Source organism: Paenibacillus polygoni (genome assembly GCF_030263935.1).
In the GTDB taxonomy this organism is placed as follows: Bacteria; Bacillota; Bacilli; order Paenibacillales; family Paenibacillaceae; genus Paenibacillus; species Paenibacillus polygoni.
Genome location: NZ_CP127162.1, coordinates 719,307 through 735,972, shown reverse-complemented (window position 1 = coordinate 735,972; position 16,666 = coordinate 719,307). Strand labels below are relative to the sequence as shown.

At 41.3% G+C, this 16,666-nt stretch carries 14 protein-coding genes and 1 pseudogene; 3 read left to right on the top strand and 12 right to left on the bottom strand.

Translation table 11 applies throughout. From position 1 onward, the window contains the following. Positions 1-79: 79 nt before the first annotated feature. From QPK24_RS03495 to QPK24_RS03480, 4 genes and pseudogenes are all read right to left on the bottom strand, one after another. On the bottom strand, positions 80-697 hold the full coding sequence (locus tag QPK24_RS03495; RefSeq protein ID WP_285746202.1) for a sugar O-acetyltransferase: 618 nt from the start codon (positions 695-697) through the stop codon (positions 80-82). A 241-nt stretch (positions 698-938) separates the two neighbouring features. Beyond that, a pseudogene (locus QPK24_RS03490) lies at positions 939-1,769 on the bottom strand (catalase family peroxidase); the annotation flags it as partial. A gap of 166 nt (positions 1,770-1,935) precedes the next feature. Continuing rightward, positions 1,936-2,430, bottom strand: coding sequence for a hypothetical protein (locus QPK24_RS03485; RefSeq protein ID WP_285746200.1), 495 nt, complete (start codon positions 2,428-2,430; stop codon positions 1,936-1,938). Positions 2,431-2,454: 24 nt separating this feature from the next. After that, entirely contained in the window at positions 2,455-3,798 is a 1,344-nt protein-coding gene (locus tag QPK24_RS03480) for a Dyp-type peroxidase (RefSeq protein WP_285746198.1), read from the bottom strand. Positions 3,799-4,139: 341 nt separating this feature from the next. On the opposite strand from QPK24_RS03480, the gene scfA reads away from it, so the two are divergent. Then, entirely contained in the window at positions 4,140-4,289 is a 150-nt protein-coding gene (gene scfA, locus QPK24_RS03475) for a six-cysteine ranthipeptide SCIFF (RefSeq protein WP_160033811.1), read from the top strand. An 18-nt stretch (positions 4,290-4,307) separates the two neighbouring features. After that, complete coding sequence (gene scfB, locus QPK24_RS03470; protein ID WP_285746196.1) at positions 4,308-5,699, top strand: thioether cross-link-forming SCIFF peptide maturase; 1,392 nt, start codon at positions 4,308-4,310, stop codon at positions 5,697-5,699. Between the two features lie 253 nt (positions 5,700-5,952). Here the strand turns inward: scfB and QPK24_RS03465 are convergent, their stop codons facing one another. The 5 genes from QPK24_RS03465 to QPK24_RS03445 form a co-directional block, all read right to left on the bottom strand. Beyond that, on the bottom strand, positions 5,953-6,639 hold the full coding sequence (locus tag QPK24_RS03465) for a DUF3600 domain-containing protein (protein WP_285746194.1): 687 nt from the start codon (positions 6,637-6,639) through the stop codon (positions 5,953-5,955). Beyond that, a complete protein-coding gene (locus QPK24_RS03460) occupies positions 6,623-7,159 on the bottom strand; it encodes a sigma-70 family RNA polymerase sigma factor (RefSeq protein WP_285746192.1) in 537 nt (178 codons plus the stop codon). Before QPK24_RS03460 ends, QPK24_RS03465 begins: the two co-directional genes overlap by 17 nt. 271 nt (positions 7,160-7,430) lie before the next feature. Further along, positions 7,431-8,585 carry a beta-ketoacyl-ACP synthase III gene (locus QPK24_RS03455; protein ID WP_285746190.1) on the bottom strand — a complete coding sequence of 385 codons (1,155 nt, stop codon included), beginning with the start codon at positions 8,583-8,585 and terminating at the stop codon, positions 7,431-7,433. A gap of 973 nt (positions 8,586-9,558) precedes the next feature. Next, complete coding sequence (gnpA, locus tag QPK24_RS03450; protein ID WP_285746189.1) at positions 9,559-11,733, bottom strand: 1,3-beta-galactosyl-N-acetylhexosamine phosphorylase; 2,175 nt, start codon at positions 11,731-11,733, stop codon at positions 9,559-9,561. Between the two features lie 12 nt (positions 11,734-11,745). Beyond that, entirely contained in the window at positions 11,746-12,765 is a 1,020-nt protein-coding gene (locus QPK24_RS03445) for a glycoside hydrolase family 88/105 protein (RefSeq protein WP_285746187.1), read from the bottom strand. Positions 12,766-12,990: 225 nt separating this feature from the next. On the opposite strand from QPK24_RS03445, the gene QPK24_RS03440 reads away from it, so the two are divergent. After that, entirely contained in the window at positions 12,991-13,932 is a 942-nt protein-coding gene (locus tag QPK24_RS03440) for a helix-turn-helix domain-containing protein (RefSeq protein ID WP_285746185.1), read from the top strand. A 134-nt stretch (positions 13,933-14,066) separates the two neighbouring features. Here the strand turns inward: QPK24_RS03440 and QPK24_RS03435 are convergent, their stop codons facing one another. The 3 genes from QPK24_RS03435 to QPK24_RS03425 form a co-directional block, all read right to left on the bottom strand. Then, complete coding sequence (locus tag QPK24_RS03435) at positions 14,067-14,555, bottom strand: cation:proton antiporter regulatory subunit (protein WP_285746183.1); 489 nt, start codon at positions 14,553-14,555, stop codon at positions 14,067-14,069. 28 nt (positions 14,556-14,583) lie between these two features. Continuing rightward, positions 14,584-15,816: a cation:proton antiporter gene (locus QPK24_RS03430; RefSeq protein ID WP_285746181.1), complete on the bottom strand. Its 1,233-nt coding sequence runs from the start codon at positions 15,814-15,816 to the stop codon at positions 14,584-14,586. A gap of 340 nt (positions 15,817-16,156) precedes the next feature. Continuing rightward, positions 16,157-16,663, bottom strand: coding sequence for a hypothetical protein (locus QPK24_RS03425; protein ID WP_285746178.1), 507 nt, complete (start codon positions 16,661-16,663; stop codon positions 16,157-16,159). Positions 16,664-16,666 lie beyond the last annotated feature (3 nt).

Sequence of the window (16,666 nt, the reverse complement as noted above, 5' to 3'; positions counted from 1 at the left end):
CCAAGGAATTCTAATCTTAAGACAAAAAGAAGCCGCCCAATTGGCGACTTCTCTTATTGGTGACTTCTTATTCGTTTTGCTAAACGGTATCCATTTTTATATTGATTTTTCTATCTTTATAATAGTACTCCTTGTCATGCTCATTGATTTCGCGAAGCACACGGCAAGGATTCCCAACAGCAACCACATTTGCTGGAATGTCCTTGGTTACCACACTGCCCGCACCGATCACGGTATTATCACCAATCTTTACACCTGGAAGAATCACAGCACCTGCACCAATCCATACATTCCTGCCGATATGAACGGGTATGTTGAACTGTGTTACAGGCTCACGCAGCTCGGGCAGAACGGGATGGCCTCCCGTAGCAACCGTTACATTTGGACCAAACATCGTATAATCTCCCACATAGATGTGCGTATCATCTACCATCGTCAGATTAAAGTTAGCATACACATTGCTTCCAAAATGCACATGTTTCCCACCCCAATTCGCATGAAATGGAGGCTCGATATAGCAGTCATCTCCAATCTCAGCAAACATTTCTTTCAAAAGCGCTTGGCGCTTTTCACCTTCAGATGGACGGGTTGCATTAAAATCATAGAGCTTTTCTAAGCATTTCATCTGTTTATTCATCAAATTTTCGTCGGTGCAACTATAAATTTCGCCTGAATGCATTTTCTCATATATATTCATATGATCACGCCTTTCTTGGTGAATATGTACTCTGGATAAGCTTATCTTGAATAGTAGGATCATTACAACTCTTTCTAAAAATCTTCTGAGTTGCGAATAAATGAAAGTACCTACAATGAGTAAATCGCTAAAATAAAAACATTCTAAAAATAAAGGATGCACTTCAAAAGGAAGGGCATCCCTATCGTTAGAAAAATAGTCTGTTCTGGCACGTACCTCATGTAATAATTCGTTTATACAATTATTGACCCTGACTCCTGCGGTCATGTGACACCGAATAAGCATCGTGGCGGAAGTTTAAAATTGGATCTTTCGAGCATTCGATACCCGCAGGAACTTCCGTTGGATCAAAAACACGATCCTGGGCTTTCTCGTCTGCTATACCGGTGATTGATAACTCACCCACCACAATTCGTTCTCGGTCCTCCGGCCAAGCAGAGGTTGGATCATCTGCCGGATCTCCCTCCTGCCCTAGAACTACAGATAATTGAAATGCTACAGGCCCTTTTGACAGCCGCTCAGCTAGTTCATCCTCCAAGTAATTGGGCGATTGCGCTTTGACTTCTTCATTCGTTAAAAAATGCAGCCCCGCTTCCGGTTCCCACTCATATTTAACAGCCTGCCGCTCGCCATTGCCATTGATGAAATAGTAAGCGTGAATGGAATGATACCGGTTGGTAGCAAAACTGAGCGGAGGCTGCAGCATCTTAACAGCTTGAAGCCCGGCTCGGCTTTCCTCATATTTCTCCATGACCGCTTTAAATTTGTCTGCCGTTGTCGCACCCTCAACTGAATTTTCTTTAATCGTGCCTAAGATATCAATAAAGGATTGGGGTGTCTTGGCAAAAAAGATCGGCAATGTAATCGTGACCAAACTTGTCACGCCCCCATCAGGCAATTCAAACTGAACAGCCATCCCTTTCGCGGGTGAAAAAACATCCGGTATGGATGGATTCGTCGAGCTGTTGGAGAAGCGCACAAGAGCTTGCACCTCTTGATTTTGCAGATGGGGAGCAGTCGTTAAAGATACCGCTTGTCCGTTAGGAGTAAATACCGCATGATAAACGACTCCTTTCGCGTGCGCACGTCAGTAACTTGGATATTTACCTGCTACTTCCTCAATGGAGTCTACGGCTTCAGCAGCAAGTCCAGATGGTTCAACATTTTTATTATCCATTTTCGTTCACCTCTTTGTCATTTATCAAAACAAAAAAGGGGATATCATCATCCCCTTTTTTCTAGCTTTGTGAAGCGTCTAATAGGTCATTCCAGGACTTCATCATACGCTGACCGCGCCAAATATCTTTGACCGTAGCATCAGGATAAGCACTGTACCAACCGGATGCAGTTACCTGATATTTGGCGATGTAGTCTTTCGCTTCCGCAGATTCAATTCCCGGAAAGTCTACCACTTCATTAAACATATTATTTAACAAATCCGGAATTTCGGTTCCAAAGTCATCAATATAACTATCCCAATCGCCATCGTAAGCTGTCGCAAATAGCAAGCGTGTGTCATTATCAAAAATCACAAAACGCATATCGTGAACGGTCGCGATCCGCGCCATTGTCTCGGCTTGTCTCGAAGCGCTTTTTTTCAACTTCTCACGAAGACGATCTGCACCCCCTTCTTTAAGCGGCGCAATAATCGTAAGTTCGGATATCTCACCTTCCCGCAAACCTGCTCGTCCAGCGCTAGTAATCGGATTCGTCTGATTTTGTTCTTCTTTCATGTTAATTCCTCCTTAGATATGATGTTAATCCAGCTCCACCATCCACCGTATTGCCGTCATACTGGGAATGAAAAAGTACTCGCCGCCCTTAGTAATGGAGAAACTGGGAAGTTCCTTTACTCGGTGACGAATAGGCTTGTCTGGAATCGTAAATATCCCTTCCCCTTCATTTTTTCCGGTAATCGGGTCTTTTTCGGTTGATATGCCGGCGAAATTGCCTCCATTTAACCAATCCGTTTTGATAAATTCGAACTGCCGAGACAATGAGCTACATATTCCTGCAAAAATAATTCCTCTATCCTGTCCGTCATCCTCCATGACCCCTTCGGGCAGTACAGGACCATACATTGTCGACCGCCGAAGCAGCCGATGAATGTTCACATTAACTACAAAATCTTGCAAACTGTCCCGTGGAAAAGCACGCCGAATATGCGAGCTTACCGGACATTTGAAACCTTTCGGATCATCCGCATACGTAAATGCATTTCTGCGGTGGATATCTTCCCCGAGTGCTGGATCATCCGTTTCCGGGGCCAGACTTAAAGGGGCACCACTTGGCCATCTACCCACCATTTTTGCAGCCAAAAGTTCTTCATCATCCCGATGATCGGCATGCTCCCGCAAATAACGGCGAAAAGCCGCAACTCTCATATGGAGTTTACGAAGACTGAGGTAACAACCGTTATGACCCAGTTCTACCGGTTCCGGGCCCTTGGTTACGGTACCGGATTCGTTTACATATCCGAACAGGAATTCACCGGCTTTAATCTCATCTTCCTGTCCCACCGCATTCGGTATATGATTTCCTTGGATTCTCGGGTTGCTAATTCCATCCATGAAGCCAAGGTGCGTACGACCGTCAGGATTCATACCGACCTCAAGCCTGTAAATAACCGATATACCCCGTAAGTCGCTATGAATTCGATGAGCTGCTTCTTCTGCCTGATGGAGCGCTTCCTCAGTAGACGCAAACAGAGCAAGCGCCACGTCAACTTTGTCAGTACCGAGCGGGTCTTCCCAGTGTTCCGGGCTGCTTTCGTTCACATCGCCTAGCTTTGCGGCCCGGGCAGCCATGCCCTCCCGGAACTCTTTGTCGAAACTGTTTAACGAATCCTGAGGAACCCCTAGCTTCTGCAGCCCGCGAAAAGTAAAACCAACATTGACCCAAGCACCTTCGTGAGGTTTACTCCACTCTCCAGCTGATGTTACTTCATCGAGAAGCCGCTGCAGCATCGCTTTCCCATCCTGCAGGTGGTCGATGGATAACAGTACATAAGTTCCTACATAAGGGGTTGGCCGTTCTTGTAAAACGATTCCTTGAATGTCATCGTAATTTAGTTCTTTTTGTTCTGTGTCTATGACGTTCACCCCTCCCTCTGTTCTTAGATGCGTAATCATAATGTTTAAAAAGAGCGCCAATTTTCCCATCAATTCTTCTATTTAATTAAACCTCCCTCAGATAGTTAACCAGGTAAGACTCCCTACATAGCGGTATGCAAGACGAGTTAGAACCCTGACTTCCGGGGGGCACCATGCCAAAAAGCCGATCCCAACGGACCGGCTCATCTTCTCAGGAAGCTTCCATACTAATGATTTCTAGGTGTGATTTATTTGATTGATCTCTCCCCTTCGTTATAGATACCATAATTCACTGAAGTACATATCATTTTGTTACTTTTGAATGAATCTAAGACAAGGGAGTTATCATGATGAAAAGAATTGTAACACTAAGTACTCGCAGACTAATGGATACTGAAAAATACGGCGGATGCGGCGCTTGCCAAACCTCTTGCCAATCCGCTTGCAAGACTTCTTGCGGGGTTGCTAACCAGCGTTGTGAAAACCCAATGAACAAGTAAGGAGCTTGGATACTAAGAATGATTCATCAATATCAACTGAACGGATACAATATCGTGCTCGATACCTACAGCGGTTCGGTGCATGTTGTTGATGACCTGGCATATAAAATTATTGAGCTATATGAGCAGACACCTCCAGAAGAAATTCTGAGGTTAATGCTTGAAGAATATAAACAGGATGCGGATATTACAGAGGAAGACATCCGGGATACAATCGCCGCTGTTGAGGAACTCAAAGATTCAGGACAGCTCTTTACAAGCGATCCGTATGAGAATCTCTCCATGGATTTAAAAAATCGAAAAACATATGTGAAAGCGCTATGCCTCAATGTCGCACATACGTGTAATCTATCATGCGATTATTGCTTCGCGAGTCAAGGGAAATATAATGGCAACCGGGCAATCATGAGTTATGAGGTTGGGCAAAAAGCGATTGATTTCCTTCTAGAGAATTCAGGTCATCACCGGAACCTAGACATAGACTTTTTCGGCGGCGAACCGCTTATGGCCTGGAAAGTCGTTAAACAGATTGTCGCTTATGCCAGAAGCAAAGAAAAAGAATATAAGAAAAAATTCCGCTTCACCTTTACGACAAACGGCATGCTGCTGAACGATGAAGTTACCGAATTTTTAAATCAGGAAATGTACAACGTTGTACTCAGTCTGGACGGAAGAAAAGAAGTTCATGACCGGCTGCGTACAACGGTGAATGGAAAAGGCAGTTATGACCATATTGTGCCGAAGTTTCAGGAATTCGTTCAAAAGCGCGGAGACCAAGAATACTATGTGCGGGGAACCTACACGGGGAACAATGTGGATTTCACAAATGATATTTTTCATATCGCAGACCTTGGTTTTGATAAAATCTCGATGGAGCCGGTTATCTGTGATCCCCGGGAGCCTTATGCACTAACCGAAAAAGATCTCCCGGAAATTTATAACCAGTATGAAATTCTCGCTAAAGAAATGATCAACCGTGATGAACAAGGCGAAGGCTTCACCTTCTATCATTACATGCTGGACCTCTCCGAAGGACCTTGTATCCAGAAAAGAATTACGGGATGCGGTTCGGGAACGGAATATCTTGCGGTAACGCCATGGGGCGAGCTTTTCCCTTGTCACCAGTTCGTCGGAGATGAAGAGTACAGCATGGGCAATCTGTGGGATGGCATCACACGGACAGATCTGCAGTGTCAGTTCAAAGAGAGCAACTGCTACTCAAAACCAGAATGCAAATATTGCTGGGCGAAACTTTATTGCAGCGGCGGCTGTCCTGCCAATGCTCTGCATGCAACAGGTTCGATCAACGGCACTTATGACTTTAGCTGTGACGTCTTCCGTAAGCGGGTGGAATGCTCCATGATGGTGAAGGTTGCTGAGTCGATGAGAGCAATGGAGAGTACCTCCTAAAGTTACATCTTTGGGTTTAACTAGATAGAGGAAATAATAGAAAAGATAACAGAGTGCATCACACTTTATATGTGGTGTACTTTGTTTTTTTGTTAGCTATTCCATGTCCTGAATTTAATGCTCTACACGAAGAAAAAAGGCTGCTGCTGCAGCCACACAAAGGAGATTAGTGATGGGCATTGGCTTGATGATAAATTCTCAGTCTTGATATAAAAACTTTACAAGCAGAGTTCCGAAAAGAAGGCTAGGATCATCAATTTCCAGCTTGTTTTTCGTATACATAAGTTAAGTAGTCTCGAGCTTTCCTGAATTCCTCTCTGAATTCTGCAGGAACTGCATTGATTTCTTTAATACTAGAGAGCCCTAGTTTTGCCTGAATCGTTTCATAAGTGATTAAAGTTTGCATGTACTGTTCGTATTCTTCTGCTGTTAGCACCTCTTTACTTGAGGGCAGTCCGTTTATTTTGTCAAAGTAGGGTTGAATTTCGCTCAATAATACTTTCATTTTCTCTAATTGTTCTGCAGGTACTTGAGAATAATCGATGTTTCCATTTTTATCGCCATATTCAATTTTTGCATTTGTAATTACGTGTAATGCATCTTTAAATTGTTTGAATTCTTCTTTTCCTAGGTTACCTTTTGCTTGATTTAATTTTGCATTAGCTAATAAGTAACCTTCCATTGTAATATGAATCCCATGTTTTTTCAGATTCTCAAAGGAACCATAGATATCATCTACTAGCAATGCTTGATAAGCAAATGCACTGGTTGGGATCACTAAGCAAGCAGCAATACCAGCGATCACCCATCTTTTTTTAGAAGAACGCTTCCGTATACTGCCCATTTCAGATTTTGCCTTACGAACACCCAATTTACTTCTTTCATGAAGCTCCACAGGGATTTCGATATTAGATAACTCTTGCTTAATATGATGACCCATAAATACCTGCCTCCTCCTTTAATTGTTGACGAAGCGTACCTAGAGCGCGGTAAAGAACAGACTTTGCGGTTCCAAGCGGAATATCTAATATCTCTGAAATTTCCTTTAGTGTGCGATCATCGTAATACTTTAGTAAAATGACACTCTTCTCATCCTCTTTCAACGTATCAATCAGCTTATTTAAAGATATCGTAAGTGCAATATCTTCATCTTCTGTCCCAGCAGGCACTTCAAAGTCTGCATGTAACGGGATCACTTTTTTATTTCTATTGATTAAGCTCAGTGCATAATTGATTGTAATTTTCATGAGCCAAGTCTTAAAATACTCTGGTTTTTTCAAAGTACTGATATTCTTAAACGACTGATAGGCCACTTCTTGAACAAGATCTAGTGCATCTTCTTTATTTTTCACATAAACATAGGCCATTCGATAAATATCTGCTTCATACTGCTGAAAAAGAAGTAAAAAGGCTTTATCGTTTCCTTTTTGCGCTTTCTTTACTAAACGTTCATGTTTCATCGCATTTCCTCCTTTCGTTTTTGTTTTACATCTATTAGATAGACGGGAAGGTAATTTGGCTTATTTTTTTGAAAATTTTTATGTATTTCCCTTATTTAACATTTAATATAACCTAACCTATTACTAGGTCAATAAATAGCATTGTAATAAACAAGGTTATCACTGAGCAAAAAAGGATAGATGAATACAGGTTTTACTCCTGTTCATCTATCCTTTTCCCTTTACCTTCTTTTCTTTTTGTAAATTCTATCCCTTTACTTCATGCCATCGTTTAGTTTCTGTAATCGTTCATTTCCAATGGAGATCCCATAACGGTCAGCATCATAATACAGCTTTGAAATCTCCCACTTTCGGGAACGACGCACAGCACCTGCTCTCCCTCTGTTAAACGACCCGAATTCAGCAATTCCTCAAGCATAATATAGATTGAAGCCGATCCGGTATTACCTTTCGTATATAAATTCGTAAACCACTTCTCTTCAGGGATGTTCACTCCACCCAGCTCAAACAACCGAAATATTTCCTCTTTGAAAAAATGAGATGAATAATGGCAGACCATCCAGTCAATTGCTTCGGGATTAATCTTACCTTCCTCTATCAGCTCCAGGATTTGATTCGTTCCCACCTTTGTAATTTCATTAACAAGCCTCACATCTTGCTTCAGATTAAGGGCTCCTTGATCTGCCGCTTCATGAATAGATGGATAATCAAGCCAGGAAGAGATACCGCTCTCTTTATCCATTCCTGAATACATACAAACATCGTATTGATTCGCATAAGACTTGTTGTCTATCCATTCAATTCGCAGCGACTGACCTTCCTGGGAAGGAGCATTTTGCAGTACCGCTGCACCTGCACCATCTGACAGCATAAATCTTAAGAAATCCGTATCAAATGGTACTCGACCGTTCGCATAATTCTTTTGTGCTTCAAACTTTGTATGTTTAAATTCCCGGCTCAGAAACTCACTGGCACATGAGATTGCTACTGTATTCTCACCCGATTTTATATGTAAATAAGCATTCTTGAGGGCGTGCATTCCACTGGCACATAACCCCGTATGCGATGAAATTTCCATAACAGGTAATTCAGTCTCGGCATGTACCATACTTGCAAATCCAGGGAGGAGTAAGTCAGCTCTTGTTGTACCGGCCGCTAGGAATCCAATCTGATGTTCTTCCACATTCCCATTCCGATTGAGTGCATCACGAATAGCCAAGGAAGCCATTTCTGTGTTGGAATATATACTCTTTTGTTCCTTATTCATCGCATAGTAGCGATAACGAATTTGATTCTTCTCCAGAATAATCCGCTTGGTCTTGGATGTCTTACCTCCTATTTTGCCAAGATAATCTTCAATTTCATCATTGCTAACGGGAGAGCCTGGAAGGAACTTACCTAAACTTGTAATATAGACAGAATTCATATAGCACCTCACTATTAAATTTATTACTAGTTATAGATATTCCCTCTCAAGAAAAAATATCACTCTTTATTCCAAATGAAGTAGTCTTCCAGTATATGAGAGAGCATCATTCGTATTATTTCATCAAAATGATAAAAGGACATGACAGTACCTAATTCGTACCAACATGTCCTTATCCGATTTAATAGCATAGTAGAGCTGAAAATAGTTTGTCCAAATACTTGTCTCGCAACAATGGAGTTCTTAAACCTGTAAATCCTTTTCAAAGGCCTGCATGGAGCTCATCCGCCTTCTCTCCGCCCTACCTGATTTCTCTTTTATTATTTCACCTTTTTTTACAGCTCTAATAATCTCCAACATCAAACTTTTCTTCGTAACAAATACATCAAGGAGAAAAATAAAACGGTAAGCATAACACAAAAAGCAATCGAATACGGCATGATTTGAATTCCTTTTTCGGATAGATTCCGCATCCACAAAATTCCGGTTATCATCAGAAACGGAATCAATGCAATTATAACGTAGGCCGCTCTATTCTTCATAAACATTTCCCTTCTCTACATTTTAAAATTAAAACCATTTAAGTATATTTTTACATATATTTTTTATAATTATATACCTAATAACCAAAAAGATCACTACACTTGCTCACTCTCATTACTACCTCATTAATACAAAACAAAGTACATCGCATCTTATTAACTTTGTTAATTGCTGGCACTAGATCGGTTTACCCTCTTTGTCTATTCAAATGGCTTGTCTAAGTTTACGTTCTGTTTTAGCGATAAGAAGAAATCATCATCTATAAAATAGATATTGCAAAAAAATCTGTGAAGATAGCTGGCAACAGGAGGAGAATCACCTACATAATAAAAGTCTACCTATAAGGCTTTACTTGAATGTGAAGCACATCCCTTATAGATAGACTTTGGATTAATCAACGTGTATTCCTATCCGATCACTTTTCATCGGTTTATTTAATCACTAATTCACCAATCGTTCTAATAATCGTGTCATACGGCTCAAGCTCCATGGTTTGTTTTCCATATTCCGTATCAATCGTTGTCCTCTGAACCTCATCACTGTTATTAATCACAACTAATATCTTACTCTCTGGGTAATAAGTACATTCTGTATATAAATTATCCGTAATATATTTCGTCTCATGTAACTCATCTCCGGCATAACGAATGATGTTCAGCAGTAATCTTGTATTTTCCAAACTGAATTCAAAGGAAGGAAGGTAAATCCCTTTCCCTTTTCCAAAGGTATGCGTAGACAGAGTTACCATTCCACTCACTTCACCCACGACTGCAGCTGATCCGTCCGTGAGATAAATGTTATTCTTTGGTGCTATACTTGCTCCTTCAGGTACGAAGCCATGCTCGTCCGAAGCTTCAAAAGTCCATTTTCCATGAGCCACCCTTGCGCCGGTATCCTCATCCAGACCGAGAACGTGTGACATTCTGAAAAAGGTATCGTGCCCTTCTACTGCCGATGGCTGATTAACTCCAATAAAAGTACCGCCCTCATACACCCATTTCGTCAGTAAGTCCACACACTTGTGGTCATGCCAGTTCCCTCCACCGCTCCACGCTGAACCGGCAGATCCCGCATTAATGACTACATCACAATTTTGCAATACGCCCTGACGGATATCTTCAAAATCAATGAACTGAACTTCAATCGGCAGTCCCGATAGAGCTTCATTAATATGAATCAAATCATGCATATAGGTTTCGTGGAAATGTCCAGACAATGTCCAGGCTCTCAGCTTGCCCCAGCTATGCAGAACCGCTACTTTTGTCTTGATATGATACGGTTTTCCTTTATCGTGCAGCTCTTTAATCTCTCTGAATTCATTCGCAATCTTCTCAATGTAATCGCAAAAATCGGGATACGGCTCTACCAGATGCAAATATCCGCCAAGTCCAATCCGGTCAATCGGCTCACGCAGCAAAGCGCGCCGGATATTGATCCAATACTTTTTGGCATCAAGCGTTGGGTCCCCGCCTTCCATAAAAGTAGGAAGCCCGCCTAAACCAACCGGGAAAAGATAAGGATGCAGCCGTATCTCATGCGTATCTACTTTCACACCGGAACAAAGCCTTGCTTCATAACCAGAGAATACACATTTAATCATTCCATCAAATCCAAATTCCTGAAAGCGATCATTGTACGGTTCCATCCCCACCCAGCTGTCATCGTAAAAAACATACGCAAGCTTATCATGCTTATGGACAATATCAATTAATTGCTTCCCGAAATCAATGACAAAATCATTGATAAATGCCATATAGTCGAGCTTCCGCTGCTCCGCTAGGATATGACTGACGCGATATTTTCCGCCATTCACAAAATCTTCGGCTGTAAGCGAATATCCATATTTCTTTTCAAAAAGATCCAGTGCTCTTGAACTTACCGTAAAATCATAGGCCCCCCAGTCTGTGAACAGATGGCGATTGCGTTCATTACTGCCCCAAATCCAGGCGAAATTATAAAATAAAGAGGTGAACCGAACAACGGTTGTCTCCTTATGCTGCTCGCACCAAGCTTCCATCCACTCCAGCAGATACTTTTGCGTATCCGCATACATCGGATCGATCTGCATCAAATGCTCTTTGTCCCAATGATTCGTTGTGTGATTGTACATGGAGATCTCTTCCCAGATCCGGTAGACCATGAAGCTTACTGTGTATTTATGCCAAGGGGTAATTCCGCTGATGACTACATTTCCTGATTCTCTTTCATAATTCCATTGTTCTCTAGGAACTTCTTCCCCTGTTGTCCGGTCATACACTTGCCAATACTTCAGCGCTTCTTTGGAGTCATTTACTCGGAATTGTTCGTCAAAGAAATCTTCCATTAGATAAATCGAGATATAATCTTGTACAGCGACCTTCGCACCCGTAATTAAAAAACATTGCTGCAGCTTATCGAGATTCTTTCTTGCCCATTCGTTATGATCTCTGATGATACAAATCGTCGAATAAATACCGTATCCTGCGTTAATAATCTCATCGGATAATTTCGTACCGTCACTATCACGGATCACATCAGCGCCCCACCGCTCCGCTAACTGTAGCGTAAGTGTCTCATAACCTGATTCTCCTGGCAGAGTAAAGGATCCCGTTGTTTTTTTAGACAAGATTAATTCCTCCTATGTAAGCATATCGGATAGAAAAGAAAGTGCGAGGCCTTGGCCCCAGCCCTGAATCCAGTCTTTTGGAATATTACGATACCCTTCCCGGTCTTTCATCACCGCTGTACCGCCTGATACACCGAGTACTCGGCCGTCTTCGGTAATATGGTTTAATATGCCATTCAAGGCTTTTTGCACATATTTGGTATGCAGCGGGTTACCGTTATTAATCATTGCAGCTGCAATACCGCAAGAGGCAGACACTTCTTCATAAGATTCCATATCATCAAGTATGGTCCGCCACAAGCCGTTCTCCGTCTGGACAAGCTTTAGCCCCGCAAGTTGATCTCGAAGCGAACACTCCACGTCCATGCACTGAGGATACAAATACCAGTCTTTCAAAAGTATCTTCACTTGTGACATCGTATAAGCTCCCCAAGCATTCGCTCTTCCCCAAAAAAATCCAGACATATGATCCTGATTGACATTGTTATAGCCGTGGTACCAAAAACCCGTGCTAGGATCTTGCAGGTATTTGATATGCCAGTAATATTGATTGAGGGCATCCTGGATCATTGCCTCATCTTTCAATTTGGTTCCTACACGGAGCAGGAAAAATGCCGCCATAAACAAAGTATCCGCCCAAGCTTGTTCTGGAAAATCATTATTCGCCGATACCGTATGCTGCAGAACATTGTCCCCAAACCTGAGCGCATGGTTCTGGAGATAATCTACCTTGCTCATCACAATATCCCAATATTTCTGATCCCCTGTTTCTTCATACAATGTGATCGGCATATGCCCCATAGCACATGTGTTTACCGTCCAATGCGGCAGGCCAAGCTCGATATATTCATCTGCCCAATGAATCAGCATATTCAGATACTCTTTATTCCCTGTTGTTTGATAGGCTCTGGATACCCCATAATAAGCCACACCGCAAGGCCAGTCCCATGTTAAATCCATTGCCATTGTTTTTTTGACGACGTTGTCGATGATCCTTATGATCTCTTCTCTGTCATAGTTTAATTGAAGCATCTGTATTCTCCTCTCGTTCGTACACATCTTAAGTGGTGAGTGAGAGCGATCCGACACCAATGGAAGCGCTTTAATATAACTATTGTAAACCGCTTTGTTGGGCTATATCTAAGCATATTCAAATAAAAACTACGCATTTTCAACCCTTTATAGCATATATAAGGTTGAAATTGGAATATTGTTAGCCTATACTAGGCACAAATCAACGGAATGGGAGTATGGAGTATGCCCAGAAAAAAGAAACCGGTCATTGAATACCGTCACTACAGCTTGCCTCTCAACTTCCCGATCTTGCTGTTAAGCGGTGAACGCTGGAAGATTTCTGATATCAAAAGCGAGCATCTCCATTTTCATAACCATTTGGAGATTGGAATCTGTCATTCAGACAGCGGCTTTATGGAGATCAAAGGAGAGTCTATCCCTTTTCAAGCCGGCGATGTAACCTTCATTCCGAGGTATCTCCCTCATACGACGTATAGTTCACCAAATACAGCCAGTCGCTGGTCCTATCTCTTTTTTTCGCCGGAAGACCTCTTTAGGTATTCATTTAAAGGTGCATACCATAACTTCGAACCCAACCTGCAGATGCTAAAGGGAATGAACTGTATATTTAACAAAGAGAACCATCCGAAGATTTATACCCTTGCGACGTCGGTTGTAGAAGAACTGAAACAGCAGAATACTCACTATCAGGAAAGTGCCTTAGGCTTACTATTATCTTTATATATCGAACTTCTTAGAATTCACTCCATGAGTCTCCCCTTGGCAAATCAAGAAACCGAGCAAAATGTGAAAGGTGATTTTGTTATTTCACCGGTTCTGGAATATATCACGAAAAATTACATGAGACCGATCACTATCAATTTTCTAGCCGATTTATGCCATTTAAGCCCTACTCATTTCCGTAGAAAGTTCCATGAAATGATGGGAACCTCTCCTCTCGATTTTCTAAACAGTACCCGGATTGAAGAAGCCTGCAAGCAGTTAAAACGTACGGATGATTCCATTCTTTCTATATCTGAGCAAGTCGGATTTCAGTCCATATCCAGCTTCAATCGTTGTTTTTCCAAACTTATGGGGAAGTCTCCTAAACAGTGGCGTAAAGGGGTGCAATCAGAAGCACAATCCGCGAATGCGTCTATACTTGAGTTTACGGGGTGGGTATAGTCTAAAGGTAAAAAGTAAAATATACAAAATAAAGACGCTTCTAGGGATTGATTCCTAAGCGTCTTTTGTCGTTCATTTATGACGATATTAACTAGCGTATATCGACTTTTCATATCAGTGCCACCAAGCCTTCATTACCCTTCTAACAATAGATCATTCAGCTGCTTAATTTGTTTTCTCTCTCCCGCTACAACAAGCGTCATCCCGAGCATCAGTCTATCTTGCGGGCCAGGATTAATCTTCTGTTTTCCCTTCTCTACAATAGCAAGGATCGTTGCACCCGTGCGGGCTCTAACATGTAATTCTTCGATTGTTTTATTAATGCTTTTAAAGTGCGGCTCTATTTTGCACCATTCAATGACGAGTTCATCAAGCGTTACTTGAACCGTATCAAGTGCCTTCGGTTTGTACTGCATGCCTCCAATAATCGAAGCAATCTGTCTGGACTCTTCATCATCCAAGCTTACTTGAGAGATGCATTCATCTGGATCCTCATCTAAAAAATGATAGAGTTCTCTTCTTCCATCATTATGGATGACTACCACGATCTTACTGCCTGAATTCGCTTCCAATTGATACTTTTTTCCTATTCCAGGAAGATCAGATTCTCTTATAGTTCCCATATTTATATACCTCCATTATTTAAAAAGATCAGATGGATTCGTTCCATTTTTCCTCTTTCGGTTTTTCCTTTACTTGGTTCCATCTAAACAGTTTATTTAAGCCATTATAGATATGTTTTGATTCTTTCGCTAGTAGTGGACCAAGAATAGCCAATATTAACACATATAGTGCCGAAAATGGTTTTAAAATCGGTAACAAACCAGCTGATATCCCTAAATTAGCTACTATGATCGTGAACTCTCCCCGAGCCATCACCGTAAGACCAATATTGGTCGAAGCTTTATGAGATAGTCCCGCTTTTCGTCCAGCGATCATTCCTGCTAGAATATTCCCTATCATTGTTAACACAACAGCCCCAATGGCGATCCATGCCGCATCACCCAGTGTTAACGGGTCAATACTTAGACCAAAGCTGAAGAAGAAGATGGCACCAAAGAAATCTCGGAACGGAACCACGAGCTGTTCGATCCTCTTACTGTGGGTTGTTTCCGATAGAGCTAACCCAAATAATAAAGCCCCGATCGCTTCTGCTACATGCAGAGTCTCGGAAAAACCAGCGATAAAGAACAAAAGTGAGAATACAACGATAATGAATATTTCATTGGATGTAATATTAAGCAGCTTATTTAGCAAAGGCGTTCCTTTTCTTGCAATGACGAAGAATAGTAACATATACCCCATTGAGAGTGCTACAGATAGCAGAATACCACCAATAGACGTTGCTCCCCCTAGGAGTAGACCAGACATCACGGATAGGAAAACAGCGAGGAACAAATCATCAAACAAAATCATACCCAGGATAAGCTCTGTCTCAGAGTTACCCGTCCGTCTGAAATCGACGAGTACTTTTGCCACAATGGCCGTAGAGGATACAGATAACATCCCTGCAATAATTAACGTTTCATATAACGGGAAGCTCACCATGAAACCATAAGCTAAACCGATAATAAAATTGATCAGAACATAGACCGTTCCACCAAACACAATATTGCGGCCTGATTTAATTAATTTAGATACGGAGAACTCGAGTCCTATATAAAATAATAAAAACAGAACCCCGATCCGACCTAAAAAGGCGATCACTTCATTACTTTCAATGAAGGTCAAATCAATCAACCCTAGTGTCGGGGCGTGCGGCCCAACGATCATCCCTAACACAATTAAAAAGGGTATGATTGAAAACTTGAATTTACCTGCAATCAGTGAAAAGATCGCAATAAGTAATAAAGCGGTTCCAACTTCGAAAATCATATGGTCCATACAACTTCATCTCCCTCCTATGTATCATGTTCATGTTCAGCAGACCAACTTCCATTATAACATTAAATTTTCCACCCATTTTATAAATTAGTGAACTTTTGTAAACTTTTTTAGAGGCTGAAATCGGGTGGACATTGATTTTTTTATTAACAATGCAAAAAAGCTTATTCTTTACTCATTATAAGTTGGAATAAGCCTTTGAAAGTTTATCATCATGATATGGATATCAAGTACTTCTCTAAATGCATTATAGGTTGAATGATGGGTTCAGTCGGCACTGGGTAGCCCCACCAATAAAAGAATCATAATAGGGTGTGTATGTCCTTCAAGGTCTCGGGTATTAGCTCAAAATACGTTCTACGGCACTCTCAAAATCAACTACTTCCTGACCAATTTTCACTAAGCAAGTATCATCGTCAGATGCAGGCTCAAAACCGATCCTGATATTTGGAATATTGAATTTATCTTTTAGATCTACTAGAGTTTCTAATATTTTTTTGACGTTCAGCCTTACATCTGAACTCTTGCCCTCGTATAGCTCATTCTCGGAAAAATTAAATGTAATATCTCCAATTTCTTCATCAAAGGAAAATATTATCAGCACATCTTTTAAACTACATCCTATTTCCATTTGTTTCAGAAAAACATTTCCCGTTCCAATTGGTGAAAGTACGTCCTTGAAACTTTTGATTTGATGAAATTCAATATCTGCTCCACTTTTGTTGTCAAAGAAATGGGAGGACTTCACCTCCACTAAGTCAATATTAAGTTCATCAGAAATTAACTTATCTAACTCATCTTTTCGGAAGTCCTCTAGTATAATTTCAACGTTTTCCAAACGAACCACTCC